23 protein-coding genes are annotated in these 20,892 nt (G+C 40.1%); 17 read left to right on the forward strand and 6 right to left on the reverse strand.

The window, feature by feature from the left end:
• Positions 1-80: 80 nt before the first annotated feature.
• The gene (locus ACYVJ6_RS13975) at positions 81-632 is read right to left on the reverse strand and encodes a helix-turn-helix domain-containing protein (RefSeq protein WP_460694708.1); all 552 of its coding nucleotides are present in this window, start codon (positions 630-632) and stop codon (positions 81-83) included.
• 508 nt (positions 633-1,140) lie between these two features.
• Here ACYVJ6_RS13975 and ACYVJ6_RS13980 point away from each other — a divergent pair.
• The 9 genes from ACYVJ6_RS13980 (at position 1,141) to ACYVJ6_RS14020 (ending at position 8,204) form a co-directional block, all read left to right on the forward strand.
• Positions 1,141-2,316 carry a THUMP domain-containing class I SAM-dependent RNA methyltransferase gene (locus tag ACYVJ6_RS13980; protein ID WP_460694709.1) on the forward strand — a complete coding sequence of 392 codons (1,176 nt, stop codon included), beginning with the start codon at positions 1,141-1,143 and terminating at the stop codon, positions 2,314-2,316.
• 72 nt (positions 2,317-2,388) lie between these two features.
• On the forward strand, positions 2,389-2,886 hold the full coding sequence (locus tag ACYVJ6_RS13985) for an energy transducer TonB (RefSeq protein ID WP_460694710.1): 498 nt from the start codon (positions 2,389-2,391) through the stop codon (positions 2,884-2,886).
• Positions 2,887-2,962: 76 nt separating this feature from the next.
• Positions 2,963-3,223, forward strand: a complete 261-nt coding sequence (locus ACYVJ6_RS13990; RefSeq protein ID WP_460694711.1) for a helix-turn-helix domain-containing protein — start codon at positions 2,963-2,965, stop codon at positions 3,221-3,223.
• A 29-nt stretch (positions 3,224-3,252) separates the two neighbouring features.
• Entirely contained in the window at positions 3,253-3,900 is a 648-nt protein-coding gene (locus tag ACYVJ6_RS13995; protein WP_460694712.1) for an HD domain-containing protein, read from the forward strand.
• Positions 3,901-3,981: 81 nt separating this feature from the next.
• The gene (locus ACYVJ6_RS14000; protein ID WP_460694713.1) at positions 3,982-4,509 is read left to right on the forward strand and encodes a YceI family protein; all 528 of its coding nucleotides are present in this window, start codon (positions 3,982-3,984) and stop codon (positions 4,507-4,509) included.
• Positions 4,510-4,633: 124 nt separating this feature from the next.
• On the forward strand, positions 4,634-5,698 hold the full coding sequence (locus ACYVJ6_RS14005) for a sensor histidine kinase (protein ID WP_460694714.1): 1,065 nt from the start codon (positions 4,634-4,636) through the stop codon (positions 5,696-5,698).
• 48 nt (positions 5,699-5,746) lie between these two features.
• The gene (locus tag ACYVJ6_RS14010) at positions 5,747-6,397 is read left to right on the forward strand and encodes a DUF47 domain-containing protein (RefSeq protein WP_460694715.1); all 651 of its coding nucleotides are present in this window, start codon (positions 5,747-5,749) and stop codon (positions 6,395-6,397) included.
• 22 nt (positions 6,398-6,419) lie between these two features.
• The gene (locus ACYVJ6_RS14015; RefSeq protein ID WP_460694716.1) at positions 6,420-7,433 is read left to right on the forward strand and encodes an inorganic phosphate transporter; all 1,014 of its coding nucleotides are present in this window, start codon (positions 6,420-6,422) and stop codon (positions 7,431-7,433) included.
• Between the two features lie 30 nt (positions 7,434-7,463).
• Positions 7,464-8,204 carry a DUF4197 domain-containing protein gene (locus tag ACYVJ6_RS14020; RefSeq protein WP_460694717.1) on the forward strand — a complete coding sequence of 247 codons (741 nt, stop codon included), beginning with the start codon at positions 7,464-7,466 and terminating at the stop codon, positions 8,202-8,204.
• On the opposite strand, the gene ACYVJ6_RS14025 is transcribed toward ACYVJ6_RS14020, so the two are convergent.
• The 3 genes from ACYVJ6_RS14025 to pdhA form a co-directional block, all read right to left on the reverse strand.
• Entirely contained in the window at positions 8,201-8,800 is a 600-nt protein-coding gene (locus ACYVJ6_RS14025) for an energy transducer TonB family protein (RefSeq protein WP_460694718.1), read from the reverse strand. The genes ACYVJ6_RS14020 and ACYVJ6_RS14025 overlap by 4 nt on opposite strands.
• Positions 8,801-9,129: 329 nt before the next feature.
• Positions 9,130-10,791 carry a dihydrolipoamide acetyltransferase family protein gene (locus ACYVJ6_RS14030; RefSeq protein ID WP_460694719.1) on the reverse strand — a complete coding sequence of 554 codons (1,662 nt, stop codon included), beginning with the start codon at positions 10,789-10,791 and terminating at the stop codon, positions 9,130-9,132.
• 39 nt (positions 10,792-10,830) lie between these two features.
• On the reverse strand, positions 10,831-11,826 hold the full coding sequence (gene pdhA, locus ACYVJ6_RS14035; RefSeq protein ID WP_460694720.1) for a pyruvate dehydrogenase (acetyl-transferring) E1 component subunit alpha: 996 nt from the start codon (positions 11,824-11,826) through the stop codon (positions 10,831-10,833).
• Between the two features lie 216 nt (positions 11,827-12,042).
• Between pdhA and ACYVJ6_RS14040 the strand changes: the two genes are divergently transcribed.
• A complete protein-coding gene (locus tag ACYVJ6_RS14040) occupies positions 12,043-12,609 on the forward strand; it encodes a C40 family peptidase (protein ID WP_460694721.1) in 567 nt (188 codons plus the stop codon).
• Positions 12,610-12,680: 71 nt separating this feature from the next.
• On the opposite strand, the gene ACYVJ6_RS14045 is transcribed toward ACYVJ6_RS14040, so the two are convergent.
• Positions 12,681-12,866 (reverse strand): hypothetical protein, encoded by a 186-nt coding sequence (locus tag ACYVJ6_RS14045; RefSeq protein WP_460694722.1) that lies wholly within the window; start codon positions 12,864-12,866, stop codon positions 12,681-12,683.
• A gap of 90 nt (positions 12,867-12,956) precedes the next feature.
• On the opposite strand from ACYVJ6_RS14045, the gene ACYVJ6_RS14050 reads away from it, so the two are divergent.
• The 7 genes from ACYVJ6_RS14050 to ACYVJ6_RS14080 all read left to right on the forward strand — a co-directional run bounded on the left by ACYVJ6_RS14050 (position 12,957) and on the right by ACYVJ6_RS14080 (position 18,307).
• Positions 12,957-13,901, forward strand: a complete 945-nt coding sequence (locus tag ACYVJ6_RS14050) for an SPFH domain-containing protein (protein ID WP_460694723.1) — start codon at positions 12,957-12,959, stop codon at positions 13,899-13,901.
• A 119-nt stretch (positions 13,902-14,020) separates the two neighbouring features.
• Positions 14,021-14,656, forward strand: coding sequence for a Crp/Fnr family transcriptional regulator (locus tag ACYVJ6_RS14055; protein WP_460694724.1), 636 nt, complete (start codon positions 14,021-14,023; stop codon positions 14,654-14,656).
• A 66-nt stretch (positions 14,657-14,722) separates the two neighbouring features.
• Positions 14,723-15,520 carry a sulfite exporter TauE/SafE family protein gene (locus ACYVJ6_RS14060; protein ID WP_460694725.1) on the forward strand — a complete coding sequence of 266 codons (798 nt, stop codon included), beginning with the start codon at positions 14,723-14,725 and terminating at the stop codon, positions 15,518-15,520.
• 63 nt (positions 15,521-15,583) lie between these two features.
• Positions 15,584-16,993 (forward strand): MBL fold metallo-hydrolase, encoded by a 1,410-nt coding sequence (locus ACYVJ6_RS14065; RefSeq protein WP_460694726.1) that lies wholly within the window; start codon positions 15,584-15,586, stop codon positions 16,991-16,993.
• A gap of 34 nt (positions 16,994-17,027) precedes the next feature.
• Positions 17,028-17,585, forward strand: coding sequence for a YeeE/YedE family protein (locus ACYVJ6_RS14070; protein ID WP_460694727.1), 558 nt, complete (start codon positions 17,028-17,030; stop codon positions 17,583-17,585).
• Between the two features lie 4 nt (positions 17,586-17,589).
• Entirely contained in the window at positions 17,590-18,003 is a 414-nt protein-coding gene (locus ACYVJ6_RS14075) for a YeeE/YedE family protein (RefSeq protein WP_460694728.1), read from the forward strand.
• 94 nt (positions 18,004-18,097) lie between these two features.
• A complete protein-coding gene (locus ACYVJ6_RS14080; RefSeq protein ID WP_460694729.1) occupies positions 18,098-18,307 on the forward strand; it encodes a YgaP family membrane protein in 210 nt (69 codons plus the stop codon).
• 19 nt (positions 18,308-18,326) lie between these two features.
• On the opposite strand, the gene ACYVJ6_RS14085 is transcribed toward ACYVJ6_RS14080, so the two are convergent.
• Positions 18,327-20,867 (reverse strand): ligase-associated DNA damage response DEXH box helicase, encoded by a 2,541-nt coding sequence (locus ACYVJ6_RS14085; protein ID WP_460694730.1) that lies wholly within the window; start codon positions 20,865-20,867, stop codon positions 18,327-18,329.
• Between the last annotated feature and the right edge of the window lie 25 nt (positions 20,868-20,892).

Below are 20,892 nucleotides of genomic sequence, written 5' to 3' on the forward strand. Positions count from 1 at the left end.
AGGACTATGCAAACCTACCCGGAACTTAAGCGACTGATGTTACACTATTATTTAAAAACATTATATGATTCACACCTTTTTTAAGCCATAACAAGGCTTTGATGTACAAGTTGTTTAAACTGCGATGGGGTTATACCGGTCACTTTTTTAAACTGGGTGGAAAGGTGAGCAACGCTGCTATAATTAAGCTTCCAAGAAATTTGGGTAAGCGTAAGTTCATTATAACGAATAAGCTCCTTTACGTATTTTACCTTTTGTTGGATGACAAAATGCTCAATAGTAACTCCCTGATCCTCAGAAAATGTATTAGCCATATAGGTATAGTCCATCTTGATCTTCTCACTTAGGTAGTCTGAAAAATTTACCTTTGGTTGGTCGTCCGAGGAATAGATCATTTCAATTATCACACCTTTTATTCTTTCTACCAGGATGCTTTTTTTAGCATCTATTAATTCCAATCCTAAGTCAAGAAACGCCAAGCGTATTTGATCGATCTTCTCATTAGAAGGATTGCCTATAATCTCTGCCCTCCCCAATTCAACAACCGCGCAACTAAGCCCCAACTTTTCCAGTTCCAATTTCACTATCATTTGGCAGCGGATGCTTACCATGTTTTTTATAAATATTATCATTATACACAATCAGGTGCAAAGCAAGTGCCGTGTTACAACCTGATGTTTTAATTAAAATCATTATTCTTTTACTTTAGTGCCCCACAAGCGTATCAACACTGTTTCCAAGAATATATAGAGAATATATTTATTTGGACCTATAATTGGTATTGCCCCAGACTTTTCACAGATACATCGATAATTACACCGACAATACTTCATTAATGGTAATAATAATGCTTTAAAAGAAACAATAAGTCACTTAAGGCAACAACCGAACGCTATTCATAATCAATACAAACTGCACCAAGCTTAATGCTACTAATTACGATAAATACTTAATTTGATTAGTATAAAGGAATACTGTATCTTATTAACTATTAATTAGCAACAACAGACATAAATTGTGTGTTTGTTTTTTAAAGTTTACTTTTGCACATATTGCTTTGATCATTATTAAAGTAATATAGTTTATATTATAATAAACGATTATCCCTTACGCTACAAGTATAGTAGCTGAACACAAGAAATGTCAATTTTCCACACTGAAAGTAAAATCATCATAACCTGTAACAAAAGGCTGTCGCCTTACTTGCAACAGGAGGTTGAAGAATTGGGTTTTGAACCCACCCGAGTATTCCAAACCGGCATTGAGCTACAGGGCACAGTTACTGATACTATACCTTTAAATTTAAACCTGCGCTGTGCCAGCCAGATTTTATATTTATTAAAAAGCTTTACCGCTAACGACCCTAAAGAGCTTTACGATAACCTGGTGGAGATTGAATGGGAGACCCTGATAGATTTTTCGGGCTACTTCTCGGTAACTTCCAACGTTAATAATGAGCATATATTAACACCGTTGTTTGCCAACGTAAAAGTAAAGGATGCCATTGTTGACCGTATCAAATCTGTAAAGGGCATACGTCCAAACTCAGGTTCAGATGGTAATAAAACAGTTATCCACCTGTATTGGCAGGATGACAAGGCCGAAATATTTATTGATACATCGGGCGAAACTTTGGCGAAACACAGCTATCGTAAAATACCGGGCAAAGCCCCTATGCTGGAGGCTTTGGCTACATCAACCATTATGGCTACCCATTGGGATAGAGCCAGCACGTTTATTAACCCCATGTGCGGATCAGGAACATTGGCTATTGAGGCGGCGCTGCTGGCTACCGATAAACATCCCGGCTTATTTAGAATGAATTATGGCTTTATGCATATAATGGGATACGATGAGCAAATTTTCTTTAATGAGCGTCGTGCATTAAAAGACAAGGCAAAAAAAGCTATCAGTTTTAAAATAATTGCTACCGATATATCGCAGGACGCGGTTGACATTGCACAAAAAAATGCAAATACCGCGGGGGTAGAACATTTAATAGAATTTAGCGTTTGTGATTTTGAAGAAACCGATGTACCCGAAGAAGCGGGCGTTGTAATGTTTAATCCGGAGTATGGCGAGCGTTTAGGCGTACACAGTAAACTGGAAGCAACCTACAAGCGTATTGGCGATTTCATGAAAAAAAAATGCGGTGGATACCGTGGTTATATATTTACCGGCAACCCGGACCTGGCCAAAAAAATTGGCCTGCGTGCTAACCGCAGAATTGAATTTTATAATGGCAAACTGGATTGCCGCCTTTTGGAATATGAATTATACGAAGGCAGCAAAAGGGAGCCGAAGAATAGTGAGTAGTTAATTAGTTGATTAGTGAATAGTTGTGTTCAACCACTCACTTTTTCAACCACTCACACAATCAACTTAAAAATGAAGAAATTACTTTTATTTGCAATTACCATTTTGATCTCTGTTAGCGCCATGGCGCAGGAGCAATTGGCTTTTCCTTTTCAGGGCGGCAAAGAAATTATGACACGCTTTTTTACTGATAACGTTATCGTTCCAAAAGATGCGGTAAAAAAAAGAGTTGCCGGCACCGTAATTTTTAAATTTACTGCAGATGAAAACGGCGCGTTATCAAAAATTGTGATTTACTATGCAGATGATCTGGCATTAACGCCTTTTATTGTTGAAGCACTAAAAAAATCAAGCAGCAAATGGATCATACCTAACAAAGAAAAATTTCATGATTTTATATTGCCGTTTTCTATCAGGCATAATACGCCGGCAACCGGCATTGCCGAAGTGCAAAAATCACACTATGATTTTTATAAAAACAGCAATCCTTTTCTTTCTGCTGATCAGATACCGCTTAATGAGGCATCCTTGTTACCGGCTATCATTATAAATTATGATGTTGCGCAATAGCTGATTTCATTTTCGGGTGTTTTTCTAAAAACCGACTTATTATTCATTTCGTAGATAGGGTTTTATATCTCCTTATATGGATAATACTTTGTCGTTAAAAATTAAATCAATAGCTGCCAATATCAGGCGCAAAAGAGAATATCGTAATTACACACAGGAGTACCTGGCGTTAAAATTAAATATCTCGCAAAACGCTTACAGCAAAATAGAGTTGGGCTATACAAAAATAACCGTAGAAAGACTTTTTCAAATTGCCGGAATTTTGGAGTTTAATGTCGCCGAACTGATCAACACGGAAGAAGATATTAAAAATTTGCGAACCGGCACTACGGCATAAACCTATATTTGCAAACTCAATTTGCAAATATGCATCACGCCGAAATAATAAATAAAACCGTAATTTTTGTACAAACCAGCCTCAAAAATGCGGAAGGGGGCCACGACTGGTGGCATATTCACCGGGTTTGGACCAACGCCAAACTGATAGCCCAAACAGAACCATCTAATATATTAATTGTTGAATTAGCTGCCCTATTGCATGATATCGCGGATAGTAAATTCAACAATGGCGATGAAGAAATTGGCCCCAATATTGCAGGCGATTTTTTACATAGCATAAATATAGATGAGGCTACTGTAGTACACGTGCAGCAGATCATTCGCTATATGTCTTTCAAATCAAGTTTTGATAAACCGGCTTTTACTTCAAAAGAATTAGAGATTGTGCAGGACGCCGACAGACTGGATGCCATAGGCGCTATTGGTATTGCCCGCACCTTTAATTACGGCGGCTTTAAGGGTCGCGAATTGTATAATCCTGATATAAAACCAGATTTGAATATGAGCAAAGAGGCTTATAAAAGCTCCACGGCCCCTACTATTAATCATTTTTACGAAAAGCTACTGCTGCTGAAGGATAAAATGAACACCCCAACCGGTAAACAACTGGCCGAACAACGGCACCGCTTTATGGAAGATTACCTAAAGCAATTTTATATGGAGTGTGGCAATTAAACTATTATGCTATTACTAGGTCAATGTAAAAATACTAACACACTTATATATTTAAATATATATAACTCGTTTATTCGCAATATGAAAAAACTACTTCCCCTAATAGCTTTTCTGTTTTTTATAACAACAGCGTTTGCACAGGTTAAGGTCACCAAAGCAAAAATCACTTTTCAAATAAAAAACCTGGGTATTAATACCAGCGGTTTCTTTAGCAATATGCAGGCTAATATTCAGTTTGACCCGGCTAATTTAGCTGGCAGTAGCATTGAAGCTACAACTGACGTTAACAGTATTAACACTGATAACGACACCAGGGATGAGCATTTAAGAAGCGATGAGTTTTTTGATGCAGCAAAATATCCTAAAATAACCATCAAGGCGGTTTCATTTAAACACAAAAGCGGCAATAACTACAGCGGCAAGTTTAACGTGACTATGAAGGACAAAACAAAGGCTTTTGAAATTCCTTTCTCTTATATTCCGGCAGCTAATGGAGCCACCTTTAAAGGCAGTTTTAAATTAAACCGTTTGGACTTTGGTGTGGGCGAGAAAAGCCTTGTACTATCTAATGATGTTACCATATCAATTGAGGTAGAAACGACAAAATAGTTGATTGGTGAGTAGTTGATTAGGTGAGCGGTTTTAATATCGACCCTGGTCGTTAACACTTTATTAATTTAATCCTAACTTTTTCAACCCAATCAACCATTAACTAATTTACTAACTTTACGTTATGAAATTACGTGTATTGGTATTTATTAATGCCCTGGCGGTAGCCATTACCCTATCAGCAGTAAACTACTATTTTCAGCATAGCATTAAAGACCTGTTGATTACCTTTACAGTAACCATAGTAACCAGTTTTGTGGTTTTTTATTATTTGATAGAAAAATACATCTACTCAAAAATTAAACTCATTTATAAGCTTATACATAATTTAAAATTGGGCCGCGACCTGCGTGATGCCTTGGGCGAACACGTAAGCGCCGACCCCATAAATGATGTGGAACTGGAAGTAAAGGAATGGGCCAAACAAAAAAGCACCGAGATAGATGGGCTTCGTCAGCAGGAAAAATTCAGGCGCGAGTTTTTGTCTAATATCTCACATGAATTTAAAACACCATTATTTGCTATACAGGGATATATTGAAGCCCTACAGGATGATGGCTTTGATGATAAAGAAATGGCAGAGCAATTTTTGGAAAAAGCCTCAAAAAATGTTGACCGCTTAAGTTATTTGATCAAGGACCTGGATGAGATATCCAAATTAGAGTCGGGCGAGATACCTATTAATTATACCAAATTTAAGGTTAATGACCTGATTAAGGAGGTTATTGAATCTTTAGAAATGAAAGCCAAACAGCACAATATCAAAATTGTGTTTAAGCAAAAATATGATGAGGGTATATGGGTAAATGCCGATCGTGAAAAAATAGCACAGGTATTAATTAATTTAATAGATAATGCCCTAAAATATGGTAAAGAAGACGGCAACACTTTTATAAGCCTGTTTGATTTGCATGACCAGGTATTAATAGAAGTTACTGATGATGGTGCCGGCATTGAAGAAAAATATTTACCACGCTTATTTGAACGTTTTTTCCGCACGGACCTAAGCCGCTCAAGGCAAATAGGTGGGTCAGGGTTAGGGTTGGCTATTGTAAAACACATTATTGAAGCACATGAGCAAACCATTAATGTGCGGAGTACTGAGGGTGTGGGCTCAACATTTGGCTTTACGCTGCAAAAAGTTAAACAAGGCTTACCATTTCCGGGTATACCGGTTATGAAAAATTAACATTAACTTAACATTGCAAAGTTACCTTTGTTCCAAATTCAAGATAAGATGTCATTAAATAGCATTTTCCAATACTTTGTACCTAAGGATAAAAAAGTGTTTTTTCCTTTATTTGAGCAATCATCTAATAATGTTGTTGCAATGGCAACTATTTTGGTGGAAGCTGTTAATTGTAACAGTGATGCCACACGCGAAGAACTATTTAAACAAATTGACAAATTAGAGAATAAAGGCGACGAAATTACTCACCAGGTATATTTGGAGTTGAGTAAAAACTTCATCACCCCTTTTGACCGCGAAGATATACATGCTTTAGTAAGCGCTATTGATGATGTAGCCGATTATATACAAGGTGCAGCCAACCGCATGAACCTTTATCGTATCGACGATTATAATGAGCATATCCGCAAACTATCTGAACTGGTACTACAAGCCAGTGTTGATCTGGAAAAAGCCGTAAAAGAACTTAAAGACCTTAAAAATGTACGCGCCATTGCCGATTCATGCATTAGAATAAATAGTGTTGAAAATCAAGCGGATTATGTGTTTGACCGTGCAGTAGCCGACCTGTTCTTGTACGAAAAAGATGCTATCCGCCTGATAAAATACAAAGAGATACTGGCGGCATTAGAAACCGCTACCGACATGTGCGAAGACGCAGCCGATGTAATGGAATCTATCCTGGTTAAAAACGCTTAATAAATAAAAGCCTTATCAATAAATGGTTACCACTCTATTAGTTGTTGTAGTAATTCTTGCCTTAGCGTTTGACTATACTAACGGGTTTCATGACGCTGCAAACTCCATCGCCACTATTGTTTCCACCAAGGTATTAACCCCTTTTCAGGCAGTATTGTGGGCAGCTGCATTTAACTTTCTGGCGTATTTTGTAGTTAAGGACCATAAGGTGGCCAACTACGTAGCCAAAATTGTGGTCGAGCAGTTTGTGGATATGCACGTAATATTAGCGGGTTTAATAGCTGCCATTACCTGGAATTTGATCACCTGGTGGTTTGGTATCCCTTCAAGTTCATCGCATACACTTATAGGCGGATTTGCCGGTGCCGGTATAACCAATGCCTTATATATGGGCGCAAATGGCTTAGCTGCTGTTAATGCGTCTTATATACTACCTATTTTATTGTACATTGTATTAGCGCCTTTTATAGGCTTGCTGGTGGGGTATGTCATTACCATTATTATTCTACATATCTGTAAAAATGCCCGGCCGGCCGCAGCCGAGCGCTGGTTTAAAGTATTGCAATTAGTATCATCAGGCTTTTTAAGTTTTGCACACGGTGCTAACGATGCGCAAAAAGTAATGGGTATTTTGTACTTAGCTGTTGTGTCATCCAAGTTAATAGGCAACGGCGACCCAATGCCCGAGTGGATACCTTTAGCTTGTTACTCGGCTATCGCATTAGGCACCATGTCTGGCGGATGGAAAATTGTTAAAACCATGGGCAGCAAAATCACTAAAATTACCCCGTTAGAGGGAGTAAGTGCCGAAACGGCCGCCGCTGTAACTTTAAGTTTTACCGAGCATTTTGGTATACCGGTTTCAACTACGCATACCATTACCGGTTCAATTATAGGCGTTGGGTTAACTAAGCGTGTATCGGCCGTACGTTGGGGCGTAACAGTTAACCTGCTTTGGGCATGGATAATTACCATTCCTATATCTGCACTAGTAGCCGGAACAGTATTTGTTTTAATACGTTTAGCCGGATATTAATACTGGCTCGATTTTAGCAGGGGTGACAGTATGAAAAAATTGCTGATACCCTTTTTTATTTTCCTATGTGCGTTTATTACTTTATCCGGGTGTGATACCTTAAGCGCTATACAAAATTCAACCGTATCACTTCCCGGACAAACCACCCCAACAACATTTGAAATTGGCAACGCGTTAAAACAAGCGCTGGAATTGGGTGCTACCAAAAGCTCCGACCAACTATCTGCAGTTGATGGCTTTTTTGCCAATGCCGCTGTTAAGATCCTTTTCCCGCCCGAGGCGCAAAAAGTAGAAAACACCTTACGAACCTTAGGCTTAGGTAAGTTGGCGGATAATGTTATCCTATCCATGAACCGTGCTGCCGAGGATGCAGCCAAACAGGCAAAGCCTATATTTATTGCCGCTGTTAAGCAAATGACCATACAGGATGTAACCAATATCCTTTTTGGCAGCCAGGATGCGGCAACCCAATATTTTAAACGTACTACAACTGATGGCTTATCGCTGGCTTTTAAACCGATAGTGCAAAACAGTTTAAATAAGGTTGGTGCTACAAAGTATTATACCGATGCTGCCACAGCTTATAATAAAGTTCCTTTTGTAACCAAGGTAGATCCTGACATAAGTGATTATGTTACCCGCAAAGCTATTGATGGATTATTTATTGAGATTGCAGAAGAAGAATTGAACATTCGTAAAAATTTGAGTGCGCGCACAACACCTTTATTGCAAAAGGTATTCGCTTACGCGGATAGAAACAAGAAATTTTAAAGGAAGTCTGGCGTATCAGTATGCAACTTATGGAAGTTAATGGTAACTGAAACTACTTTGGCGTCAGTTGTATTAACCCATGATGGTCCGTTTTTGATCAATTCAACCGCTTTCTTATCAGCAGCTTCGCTTAAGCCTGTAATAACCTTGCAGTCATTAATAGCGCCATTAGCGTCAACCGTAAATGAAAGTTTTACATCACCGCATTTTCCATCAGGAGAGATAGCTACGGTGCTGATGTATTTTTGAAAAGCGTTCCAACCTGCTTTAGGGCGTGCTTCTTCGCTGGTTAAAGAAGTAGCTGCTTTAGCATCCATCTTTTTCTTAGCAGCAAAATCCATTATTAATGATTCTTCTAAAGGAGATGAAGAACCCATTATGTCAAAAACCGGCGTTGCAGCAGGTTTAGCTTTTACAGTATTGGTATCAGTAGGATCATAAGAAGCTACTGAATTTGAAGATCTGTTCAACATGGCCAACAACTCTTGCGCGGTTGCTAACTGTGCAGCACCAAATACAAACAGCATAGCCAATACCGCGGTTTTAAATGCTGCCGGGTTGTTGCTTTTGCTGATGTTATTGTTGTTCAACTTCATTTTGTTAAGTCGCAACTCTTTGTATCAAGAATGTTGCGGAATAACAAATCTATTATTTTATTAAATAAATATTAAGGATATGATAATTTTTAGTCAAAAATCAAGAGATAATTGATTAAATTGTTAATGTTATATTAAACAGGAAGTTTTGTTACTAAAAATGCAAGAAAATTGGTAGTTTAAAATATCAGAATAGCAGTGTTAACCCTATTAATTACGAATAATTTATAAAAAACGTGCGTTTGTTTTGATATTTATCATAATCATAAAAAAAAGCGATAAGTAAACTTATCGCCTTTGTCTTGTACCATGATTCTTAACTCTTGAATCTATATCAACAGCCTTACCGGCTCTTCTAATAATGATTTTAATGTTTGCAGGAAGGCAGCTGCGGTAGCACCATCAACCACGCGGTGATCGGCACTTAAAGTTACCTTCATTACATTACCCGGTACAACCGCGCCATTTTTAACAACCGGAACGGCTTGAATACCGCTAACGGCTAAAATACATGCGTTAGGCGTATTAATAATTGCGGTAAACTCATCAACACCAAACATACCTAAGTTTGATATGGTGAAAGTTGAACCTTCCATTTCGGCAGGTTGAAGTTTTTTGCTTTTGGCTTTCTGCGCAAACTCCTTAACCTCGGCAGATATATGGCTGAAGGTTTTATTGTCTGCAAACTTAATTACAGGCACCAATAAGCCCTCATCAACCGCTACGGCTACACCAATATGTATATGCTCGTTAAAACGGATCTTATCGCCCTGGAATGATGAATTAATAGCCGGGTGCTGTCTTAAAGCTACGGCACATGCTTTTAATACAAAATCGTTAAATGATATCTTAACCGGCGCAACATCGTTTATTTTGGTACGCGCTGCAATTGCTTGGTCCATATCAATAGACATGGTTACATAAAAATGCGGTGCGGTAAATAAACTTTCGCCTAACCTACGGCTGATAGCCTTGCGCATTTGCGTAACCGGCTTCTCGGTAAACTTCTCTTCGCCGGTAAAAGTTGGCAACGTTACCGCAGGTTTTGCAGCCGGGGTGGCAGCACCTTCTGCAGCAACAGGAGCGGCAGCGGGCTTTTCACTTGGTTTATACTCTTCTATATCCTTTTTAATAATGCGGCCGCCTTCGGCAGATCCTTTTACGTCATTTAAATTAATGCCCTTATCCTTAGCAATTTTACGTGCCAACGGCGATGCTTTTACACGACTGTCATCTGAGCTTTCAGATTTACTTTCGGTAGCAACTGGAATTGCAGCTGGTGCGTTATCGGCAGCTGGAGCAGCAGGAGCGCTGGCAGGCGCATCCTGCAGTAACGGAGTAATATCGGTTCCCTCTTTACCAACAATAGCAATAATACCGTTAACCGGTGCGGCCTCGCCCTCTTTAGGGCCAATGTATAATAAAGTACCTTCTTCATAACCTACCACATCCATAGTAGCTTTATCGGTTTCTACATCAGCTAATGAATCGTCTGATTTTACTTTATCGCCAACTTTAAAGTTCCATTTATTAATTACGCCTTCGGTCATAGTATCGCTCAAGGCAGGCATACGTATTACCGTAGCCGGTATGCTTGACAGATCAACCTTAGGGGCAGCTTCTTTTGCAGGAGTTGCAGCGGGGGCCTTATCAGTTGTTGCCGCAGGGGCAGCCTCCGCTTTTTCTTTAGCAGCAGGTTTAGCTTCAGCAGAGCCGCTACCTTCAGCATCAAGTGCTGCTTTATAATCTTCGCCATCATTACCTATTACAGCAATAACTGCATCAACAGGGGCAGCGGCACCTTCTTCAATTCCAATGTATAATAAAGTACCATCCTGGTACGATTCAAAATCCATCGTGGCTTTATCGGTTTCAATCTCGGCCAATACATCGCCTGATTTCACTTTATCACCAACTTTTTTATGCCATTTCGCCAACACACCCTCAGTCATGGTGTCGCTCATTTTAGGCATTTTAACTACTTCGGCCATATTTTTATAGGATGAATGGTATTTTTAAATATTATGGGGTTAGTCTTTAATGTAAGGATAATCCTTTTGTACATACACATCGGTGTATAACTCTGATGCTTCTGGCCACGGTGATTCTTCAGCAAATTTTACCGATTCTTCAATTATCGCTTTTATCCTGGCATCAATATCCTCAAACCATTTTTCATCAGCATAACCATTTTTTTCAATAGTTGCTTTTACCATATCAATAGGGTCCTTAGCCTTATAGCTTTCCAACTCCTCTTTAGTACGGTATTTTTGCGGATCAGACATCGAGTGTCCTTTATAACGATAGGTACGCATCTCTAAGAAAGTTGGGCCCTCGCCCTTGCGTGCACGCTGTACAGCTTCGTCCATGGCATTATGCACCGCAACCGGGTCCATGCCATCAACAGCGGATGAAGGTATGCCGTAAGGCAAGCCTAATTTATAAATATCGGGCTGTATAGTACTACGCGCTACAGAGGTACCCATGGCGTAACCATTGTTTTCACAAACAAAAATTACAGGTAATTTCCATAAAGCAGCCATGTTGAATGTTTCACTTAAAGCACCCTGGCGTACGGCACCATCGCCCATATAAGTGATGTTAACAAATTCGGTACCTTTAAATTTCTCGGCAAATGCAACGCCTGCGCCTAAAGGTATCTGACCACCAACAATACCGTGGCCACCATAAAAATGATGCTCTTTACTAAACATGTGCATTGAGCCACCTTTACCTTTTGAGCATCCGGTAGCTTTACCATACAATTCGGCCATAATAGCGTTAGGTGTAATGCCTTTAGCCAATGCGTGTGCGTGGTCACGATAAGTGGTTATCATGCTGTCCTCCTGCTTAATTGCAGACATGGCCCCGGCCAATACGGCTTCCTGGCCAATATATAAATGGCAAAAACCGCGTATTTTTTGTTGTCCGTATAACTGGCCTGCTTTCTCCTCAAACTTGCGCATCAAAAGCATGTCTTCGTACCACTTCAGGTAGGTGTCCTTATTTATTTCGATTGAAGCCATTCTATTCAGTCAATTTACATATAATGCGCAAATCTAATTATATCCTGCAAATTATCGAAACTGCAACGCATTTGTTAGACGATTTATTTGCATAAAAAAATTACAAACGATTGTTTGGTATTTTAATTTATTTGGATAGTTTTGTAGTCAACCGTGACGACTTTGTCTCATTTAATGAACAGTTTGTTGAATTTATCAGCAACAAAACAATAATTAATGAAGAAAATCATATTGGCAATTGCCTTATTAACAAGCGTTTTAGCGGCCCCGGCCCAAACAAAAACCGTTCCAACACAGCCAACTGAAAAGGCCGAAGAGCAAGAGAGCTTAGCAAAAGATTATTTATCACAAATTATGGGTGTTGCCTTGTCTGCAACCTCAAATATGAAACTTTTTAATTTTGTTTACGATTGGATAGGTACCCCTTACCGTTATGCAGGTAGCACTAAAAAAGGTGTTGATTGTTCGGGTTTTACCAAACAGTTATACAGCCAGGTATTCAATTTAGATATTAAACGCAACTCGCGCGATATTTTTAGTATGGTTAACCCTATTAAAAAAGATGAGTTAAAAGAAGGCGATCTGGTTTTCTTTAAAATTAAAAGCCGCAGCATTACACATATCGGTATTTATTTAGGCAATGACCGTTTTGCGCATGCATCATCAAAAGGTGTAGCCGTAAGCAGTTTAGATGAAGCTTATTACAGTCGTTATTTTTATAAAGGCGGACGCGTATTAGATGCCTTTAAAAGCGATCTGGGCTTTACCGCATCAAACGAGTAATAGAAAAAACCTTATATAACAAAAAAAAGTCCTTTCGAAAACGAAAGGACTTTTTTTATGCATTTTATTTATTATGCTTCGTCTTTGGTATTTCGTACCAGGCTTATACCTGTAAGAAAGAATATTAATCCTATAATACCTACAACGGTTAAAGTGGTATAGTTAGCGCTATGCTGTATAACACCAATACCTGTGTAAATTAATCCTATAATACCCAATACGGTTAGTATAGTTCCAAAGGTTCGTTTTACGTTCATGTTTAGTCAGTTAGTTTTAAATCATTTATTATAAAAACAAATAACACACCAAATAATAATTATATCTTTAATTATTAAAACCTTATAGCCATGAATAGCCAAATAATCTCTTTTCTGTTACTTTTTATAATACTTGTTATTTTATTTTCTTCATTTGTGACTGTAAAACAGGGCACAATTGCGGTAATTACTGTATTTGGCAAATATCGTCGTATCCTAACGCCGGGCTTAAATTTTAAAATTCCACTAATCGAAAATATTTACTCTAAAATATCCATCCAAAACCGTTCGGTCGAGTTGGAGTTTCAGGCGGTTACGTTTGACCAGGCTAACGTTTATTTTAAAGCCATGTTGCTTTACTCGGTATTGGACCAACAGGAAGAAACCATTAAAAATGTAGCCTTTAAATTTGTTGACGACAGGAACCTGATGCAAGCTTTGATACGCACCGTAGAGGGCTCTATCCGTGCCTTTGTAGCCACTAAACGTCAATCAGAAGTACTGATACTTCGCCGTGATATTGTGGAGCACGTAAAAGACCAATTAGATACCATACTGGAAAGCTGGGGCTACCATTTGCAGGACCTGCAATTGAACGACATCACTTTTGATGACGTGATCATGAAATCAATGAGCCAGGTAGTGGCATCAAATAACCTGAAGGCCGCTGCAGAAAATGAGGGCCAGGCATTATTGATCACTAAAACCAAAGCTGCCGAGGCAGAAGGTAATGCCATAAAAATATCTGCCGAAGCCGACCGTCAGGCATCACAGCTGCGCGGGCAAGGTGTTGCCTTGTTCCGCGAGGAGGTGGCCAAGGGTATGAGTGTGGCCGCTAAAGAAATGAACCAGGCCAACATGGATACATCAGTTATTTTATTTACCATGTGGACAGAATCTATTAAGCACTTTGCCGAAAACTCAAAAGGCAATGTGATATTTTTAGACGGTTCGCCAGAGTCGATGCAGAAAACCATGAAAGAAATGATGAGTTTAAACCTTATGGAGACCGATAAATTTAAGCCTAAAAAATAAAGTTTTGTTTATAGTACAGGCTTGAGTTTTGCGTGGCGATATGCATTGCTTTAACTTGACGAAAACAAGTAACATGGCGATATAAGCTATGGTCTGCTTTATTTTGTAAATTGCCTAATATGAGCAATGACCTATCAATAGATAAACTGTTTACCCAATTTGAACCGGGGCTTAAACAATTTATAGCCGAGCATGGAACGATACGATCTTTTAAAGCCGGTGATATTATCATGCAAACCGGGCAATATATGAAAGCTACCGTACTGATACTTGACGGCAGGGTAAAGCTTTACCGTGAGGGTGAAGAAGGAGGCGAGTTTTTTATGTATTACCTTGAGCCGGGCAATGCCTGTGCCTTATCAATGGTTTGCGCTATTAAGCAGGAAACCAGCGAAGTTATGGCCATGGCTGTTGAGGATACTACGGTGTTAATGATACCCATATCCTATATGGATGATATGATGAAGCAATACAAAACCTGGTATTATTTTGTACTGGAAACCTACCGCGCCCGGTTTGAAGAATTATTAACCGTGATAGACGATGTCGCATTTAGAGGGATGGACGAGCGCCTGTTTTTTTACCTGCAAAAACAACATAAAAAATTAAATACCAACCAAATAGAACTATCACACTCAGACATTGCTAAGGACCTCAATTCATCCCGCGAGGTGATATCGCGCCTGCTTAAAAAAATGGAGCAACGCGGCGATGTAAAACTGCACCGCAATGCCATTGAATGGTTAAAACCGTAGGCGTGTGACATAAGTCACCTTTTATAGGTAAGCTAATTTCCACTTTTGTATAAATAAAAATACTAAATGGAAATATTAGCTTACATCGCGTCTGCACTTATTGGCATATCATTGGGCTTAATAGGCGGGGGCGGATCAATACTCACTATGCCGGTACTGGTTTACCTGTTTGGGTTAAACCCGGTTTTAGCCACTTCATACTCGTTATTTATTGTTGGCTCAACCAGCTTAATAGGCACTATAGACAATTACAGAAAAGGATTGGTAAGCGTTAAAACCGCATTGCTATTTGGACTATCATCAATTACCACCGTTTTTGTTACCCGAAAATTTCTTATCCCGGTTATTCCTGATAAGCTTTTTACTATTGGCAGTTTTACGGTAACACATAACCTATTAACCATGGTGTTATTTGCTGTATTAATGATAGTTGCAGCAACGGCTATGATACGCAACGGTAGAACTACTGAATCAAACACAGCAAGCAAGAAAAATCCGAATATACCCAAGCTGCTATTGTTTGGCGTTGCTATAGGATTAGCCACAGGTATATTAGGTGCCGGGGGCGGATTTTTATTAATACCCACTTTAGTTTTATTGGTTGGGCTTAACATGAAAGAAGCGGTGGGTACATCGTTACTCATCATTGCCCTTAACTCGCTTATTGGGTTTGCCGGCGATATTGGTCATTTTCAAATCGACTGGCTGTTTCTTTTATCCATTACCGCCATTGCCACAGCCGGCATTTTTATTGGCACCGCCATCAACAAAAAAATTAATGGCGCAAACCTTAAAAAAGGGTTTGGCTGGTTCCTTTTATTGATGGGTACCTACATTATTATAAAAGAAATTTTTCTTACGTGACTTTGGTCACCGTTGAAGACCTAATGCATAACAGACATTTGTATACTATTAAAATATAAAGATATGATCATCGAACAAATTTACACCGGCTGCTTAGCACAAGGTGCTTACTATATTCAATCAGAAAATGAAGTGGCTATAATTGACCCGCTAAGAGAAGTTGAACCTTATATTGCTAAAGCAAAAGCTGCGGGAGCAAATATCAAGTACGTTTTTGAAACCCATTTTCATGCTGATTTTGTATCAGGGCACATTGATTTGGCAAAACAAACCGGAGCATCCATTATTTATGGCCCTACAGCCGAGCCCGGCTTTTCAGCTCACGTAGCCCAAGATGGCGAGGAATTTAAATTAGGTAAACTAACTATACGCGTTCTGCATACACCCGGCCATACCATGGAGTCGGCATGTTACCTATTGTTAGATGAAAATGGCCAGCAAAAAGCCCTGTTCTCTGGCGATACCTTGTTTATTGGTGATGTAGGCCGCCCCGACCTGGCACAAAAAGCTGCGCATTTAACCCAGGAAGAATTGGCGGGGATATTGTTTGATTCGTTACGAAATAAGGTAATGCCCCTGAATGATGATATTATTATTTACCCGGCGCATGGTGCAGGATCGGCCTGCGGAAAAAAAATGAGTGCCGAAACTACCGATACGCTGGGTAACCAAAAAAAATATAATTACGCATTACGTGCTAACATGACCAGGGACGAGTTTATTAAAGAAGTCACCCATGGATTAATGCCGCCACCTGCTTATTTCCCGGCAAACGTAAAAATGAATAAAGAAGGTTATGAAAGTATTGATAATGTATTAAGCCACGGCACACAAGCCTTGTCGCCCGAAGTTTTTGAAACAATTGCCAATGAAACCGGGGCCGTAATTTTTGATACCCGTAGCCCTGATGCGTTTGGAGAAGAATTTATACCCGGGTCTATCAACATTGGCCTGGATGGCAACTTTGCGCCCTGGGTTGGAACATTAATAACAGACATTAAGCAACCTATACTGATAATTGCTAATGAAGATAACGAAGAAGAGGTAGTTACCAGATTGGCCAGGGTAGGCTATGACAACACTTTGGGCTATTTAAAAGGCGGTGTTAAAGCATGGAAAGCAGCCGGCAAAGAAACCGACCATATTGAATCTATATCAGCTACAGATTTGGCAAAAAAGGGCAAAAAAGTAACTATTATTGATGTTAGAAAAGCCAGTGAGTACGAATCAGAACATATAGTAGGTGCCGAGAATATACCACTTGATTATATTAATGATAACATGAGTAGTGTTGATAAAAATAAAACAGCTTATGTACATTGTGCCGGTGGTTACAGGTCTATGATATTTAACTCCATTATGCGGGCACGTGGTTATAATAACTTAATAAATGTAAAAGGCGGTTTCTCGGCCATAAAGGACAGCGGTAAGTTTAATGTCAGTCCGTACGTATGCCCGAGTACGCTTTTATAAAAAACCTCTATCTTCATGGTGCTATTAAATATTTATGATCGACTTAATTAAACAACCCTGGCCCTGGTATGCATCGGGCACTGCGATAGCTTTTATTATGGTTGTGCTGCTGTTATTTGGTAAATCGTTTGGGTTTTCATCTAACCTGCGCACCCTATGTACCCTGGCAGGAGCGGGAAAAACCACTCATTTTTTTGACTTTGACTGGAAAAAACAGCGATGGAACCTTTTATTTCTTGTCGGTGCCATTATGGGCGGGTATATATCTAATACACTTTTAAAAAGCGATCAGCCTTTACAGCTGTCCGGTGCAACCATTGCGGACCTGCAAGCATTAGGGATACCTTTTGATGGGGGCTTAAACCCTTCGGCCATTTATAACTGGAATTTTGCTTTAAGCGCTAAGGGCCTGGCCATACTATTAGGCGGCGGGTTTATGATAGGTTTTGGTTCGCGATATGCCGGAGGTTGTACTTCTGGCCATGCCATAAGCGGCCTTTCCAATTTACAACTGCCATCACTATGGGCCGTAATTGGCTTTTTTATAGGTGGATTGATCATGACACACCTTTTATTCCCCCTAATATTTTAAGCAAATGAAAGGATTAAAATTTATACTTGCCGGTATCCTATTCGGCATTATCATGGTCAAATCAGAGGCGGCCTCATGGTACCGTATACAAGAGATGTTCCGCTTTCAATCATTCCAGATGTATGGCATAATTGGCACCGCGGTAGTATTGGGTGCAATAGCCGTTTATCTTATCAAAAAAAATCACCTGAAAGACACCCAGGGGCATCCCATTTTATTTCATAACAAGGACAAACGCTGGCCAAAATATATTATTGGTGGCACCATATTCGGGCTGGGCTGGGCCCTGGCGGGCTTATGTCCGGGACCTATGTTTGTTAACCTGGGTTATGGGTATCTAACTATGTTGGTGGTTATTTTAGGCGCGTTGTTGGGCACTTATTTATATGGTGCAGTTAAAAGTAAATTACCCCATTAATTTCTCCAAAACATTTAATTTCATTTATGTGACTATGGTCACCTTATTTAATTTATTACCTGGTTAAATTAGCCCTAACTAAAACATAATCAATATGAAAGCAAATATGGGAAAATTTGACCGCACACTACGTTTGTTGGTAGCAGTTGCAATAGGGGCGTTATACTTTATGCAAGTTATTTCGGGCACAGTAGCTATAGTGTTACTGGTGGTAGCCACTATATTTATACTTACCAGCTTAATTAGTTTTTGTCCGCTTTATTATCCTTTTGGTATTAATACCTGTAAAACCAGGAAAGCATAAATGTGAGTTGGTATGGTAGTTAAAATCCTTTTTTTCGGGTAATTCCAACCTTACGCGGCTTTTTGGTTTCAACCGCGCCAACGCCTTCGGCACCGTAGCGGCGCGCCATTTTGGCTATGCGCTCCTCTAAAGTTTCGGTGGTTAGTTTCTCACGTCCAAGGCTATCTACCATTATAGGGAACGCAAATGGCGTTGGCCGTTCAATAGTTTTTAGTACGATGCTTTGCTTTTCTATACGCTGCAAAGCTGCGCGTAATCTAAACTCTTCTAATTGGAAGGCCAATGCTTCGTTATAGGCTTGCCTAACTAATAAATTATCCGGCTCATACTCGCTAAAAACTTCAAACAGCAAAGATGATGATGCCTGCAAGTGACGGTTTTTTATCTGCTGCCCGGGATATCCTGTAAACACTAACCCGCCAATATGGGCAATATCCCTAAAACGCCGGCGGGCCATCTCGTTGGCATTTAAACTATGCTGAATATCTTCCAACAGGTTATCTATTGAAAAGAAGCCTGCATCTTCCAAAACCTGCTCAATGGGGATATCCTCGTCAGTCAATAACTCAAACCCATAATCATTCATGGCGATTGAAAAGCTGGCTGATTTGACTTTTGATATCCGGTAGGCAAATAACGATGCCATCCCCTCATGCACTAACCGCCCCTCAAAAGGATAAAACAACAAATGATGCCCCTCGCGCGATTTGAATGATTCAATCAAAAACTCATGGCTCTGCGGCAAGTGCGACAACTGCTTTTGCAGATCAAACAAAGGTTTTAAAGCAACTACCTCTTCATCGCTTTCAATACCATGTGCTACCTCATCTAATTTATCTCTGAACATAGAAGATAATTGCGACGACAACGGCATCCGTCCGCCCATCCAACTTGGTATAATACCTTTTGTAGCGGTTGATTTTTTGACGTAGGCCGTCATGTCTTTTATCTTAATAAATTCTAAACTGCGGCCTGCAAACCAAAACGTATTACCGGGTTTAAGTTTGGATATGAATGATTCTTCCAACGTACCCAAACTGCCGCCGCTTAACCATTTTACACGGATGCTCAAATCGCTGGTGATGGTGCCAATGCTTAGCCTATGCCGCATGGCTACCCGGCGGCTGTTCACCTTATATAAACCATTCTCTACCTCAACCTTTAAAAACTCATCATACTGCGCCAGTGTTTTACCACCATTGGTAATAAAGTCTAACAGTTGGTTAAATTCACTCCGGGTGATGTCAGCAAAAGCATAGGTAGTTTTAACTTCTTTAAACAATTCATCCGCTCTAAAACCTTCTGATACAGCCAGCGTCACCATAAATTGTATCAGCACATCCATGGTTAACAGCATAGGGTCGCGGCTTTCAAATATCTCGCGTTTGATGGCTTCCTTTAAAGCCGCGCCTTCCAAAAGCTCCATCGAGTGTGTAGGCACAAAAAAGGCTTTTGATACTGCGCCGGGATGGTGCCCGCTACGACCTGCCCGTTGCATAAACCGGGCTACCCCTTTAGGACTGCCCACCTGCACCACCGTATCCACCGGGCGAAAATCAACCCCCAGATCTAAACTGGAAGTGCATACCACCACTTTTAAAGCTTCGGCATGCAGGGCCTGCTCAACCCAGTTACGCAACTCGTTATCCAACGAGCCGTGATGCATGGCCATTACCCCGGCATACTCGGGGTAATTATCTAAAATGGCATGATACCATATTTCGGATTGTGAGCGGGTATTGGTAAATATGAGTGTGGTTTTACTTTTGGCCACCAGCTTCATTACATCAGGCAACAGCTTTAAGCCGATATGTCCTGACCATGAGTAATTCTCTACATTTTCGGGGATGATGGATTTGATAAGCAATTTCTTCTCCAAATTAGCCCGCACCATTTTTATCCGGTCAGGCGGAAAATCGTTACCTAATAACACCTCTGCGGCTTGCTCCAGGTTGCCGATGGTTGCGCTGATACCCCAGATTTTCACCCCCTCTCCTTTGGAGAGGGTTGGGGAGAGGTGTTTCAACCTTGATAATCCCAACTCTACCTGTACGCCTCTTTTAGTACCCAGCAACTCGTGCCATTCATCAATCACCAATACCTGCAGGCTTTGAAATATTTTAGGATACTCCTTTTGGGCCAGCATCAGGTGCAAGCTCTCGGGCGTGGTTAACAAAACTTCGGGCAGTTTCTTTTTTAAGGCCGCTTTTTCGGCGGCAGATGTGTCGCCGGTGCGGGCAGCAATTTTCCAGGGTATTTGCAGGTCGTCGCAAACCTCCTGCATGGCTTTTTTAATGTCATTGGTTAAGGCACGTAATGGAGTAAGCCACAACATTTGCAGGCCATTGTTTTTGCAGGTTTTATAGTCGGGGTTTTTATTAATAAAATCAGCTAAAAAGGGTAAAAACAAGGCGAATGTTTTGCCACTACCGGTAGGGGCATTTAGCAAGCCGGAATAACCTCCTAAATAAGCGGTTTCCATCTCCTGCTGAAACGGGAACTGCTTCCACTTTTTTACTTTATACCACTCTTGTATAATTTTTTGCCCTGGGGTAACCATTATTTATCTAACAAAAAAATAATTG

Source organism: Mucilaginibacter puniceus (genome assembly GCF_054783175.1).

Bases quoted from the DNA above. Each gene is read 5' to 3' on its own strand.
- ACYVJ6_RS13975 (WP_460694708.1), bottom strand. From the start codon at position 632: ATGATAATATTTATAAAAAACATGGTAAGCATCCGCTGCCAAATGATA.
- ACYVJ6_RS13980 (WP_460694709.1), top strand. From the start codon at position 1,141: ATGTCAATTTTCCACACTGAAAGTAAAATCATCATAACCTGTAACAAA.
- ACYVJ6_RS13985 (WP_460694710.1), top strand. From the start codon at position 2,389: ATGAAGAAATTACTTTTATTTGCAATTACCATTTTGATCTCTGTTAGC.
- ACYVJ6_RS13990 (WP_460694711.1), top strand. From the start codon at position 2,963: ATGGATAATACTTTGTCGTTAAAAATTAAATCAATAGCTGCCAATATC.
- ACYVJ6_RS13995 (WP_460694712.1), top strand. From the start codon at position 3,253: ATGCATCACGCCGAAATAATAAATAAAACCGTAATTTTTGTACAAACC.
- ACYVJ6_RS14000 (WP_460694713.1), top strand. From the start codon at position 3,982: ATGAAAAAACTACTTCCCCTAATAGCTTTTCTGTTTTTTATAACAACA.
- ACYVJ6_RS14005 (WP_460694714.1), top strand. From the start codon at position 4,634: ATGAAATTACGTGTATTGGTATTTATTAATGCCCTGGCGGTAGCCATT.
- ACYVJ6_RS14010 (WP_460694715.1), top strand. From the start codon at position 5,747: ATGTCATTAAATAGCATTTTCCAATACTTTGTACCTAAGGATAAAAAA.
- ACYVJ6_RS14015 (WP_460694716.1), top strand. From the start codon at position 6,420: ATGGTTACCACTCTATTAGTTGTTGTAGTAATTCTTGCCTTAGCGTTT.
- ACYVJ6_RS14020 (WP_460694717.1), top strand. From the start codon at position 7,464: ATGAAAAAATTGCTGATACCCTTTTTTATTTTCCTATGTGCGTTTATT.
- ACYVJ6_RS14025 (WP_460694718.1), bottom strand. From the start codon at position 8,800: ATGAAGTTGAACAACAATAACATCAGCAAAAGCAACAACCCGGCAGCA.
- ACYVJ6_RS14030 (WP_460694719.1), bottom strand. From the start codon at position 10,791: ATGGCCGAAGTAGTTAAAATGCCTAAAATGAGCGACACCATGACTGAG.
- pdhA (WP_460694720.1), bottom strand. From the start codon at position 11,826: ATGGCTTCAATCGAAATAAATAAGGACACCTACCTGAAGTGGTACGAA.
- ACYVJ6_RS14040 (WP_460694721.1), top strand. From the start codon at position 12,043: ATGAAGAAAATCATATTGGCAATTGCCTTATTAACAAGCGTTTTAGCG.
- ACYVJ6_RS14045 (WP_460694722.1), bottom strand. From the start codon at position 12,866: ATGAACGTAAAACGAACCTTTGGAACTATACTAACCGTATTGGGTATT.
- ACYVJ6_RS14050 (WP_460694723.1), top strand. From the start codon at position 12,957: ATGAATAGCCAAATAATCTCTTTTCTGTTACTTTTTATAATACTTGTT.
- ACYVJ6_RS14055 (WP_460694724.1), top strand. From the start codon at position 14,021: ATGAGCAATGACCTATCAATAGATAAACTGTTTACCCAATTTGAACCG.
- ACYVJ6_RS14060 (WP_460694725.1), top strand. From the start codon at position 14,723: ATGGAAATATTAGCTTACATCGCGTCTGCACTTATTGGCATATCATTG.
- ACYVJ6_RS14065 (WP_460694726.1), top strand. From the start codon at position 15,584: ATGATCATCGAACAAATTTACACCGGCTGCTTAGCACAAGGTGCTTAC.
- ACYVJ6_RS14070 (WP_460694727.1), top strand. From the start codon at position 17,028: ATGATCGACTTAATTAAACAACCCTGGCCCTGGTATGCATCGGGCACT.
- ACYVJ6_RS14075 (WP_460694728.1), top strand. From the start codon at position 17,590: ATGAAAGGATTAAAATTTATACTTGCCGGTATCCTATTCGGCATTATC.
- ACYVJ6_RS14080 (WP_460694729.1), top strand. From the start codon at position 18,098: ATGAAAGCAAATATGGGAAAATTTGACCGCACACTACGTTTGTTGGTA.
- ACYVJ6_RS14085 (WP_460694730.1), bottom strand. From the start codon at position 20,867: ATGGTTACCCCAGGGCAAAAAATTATACAAGAGTGGTATAAAGTAAAA.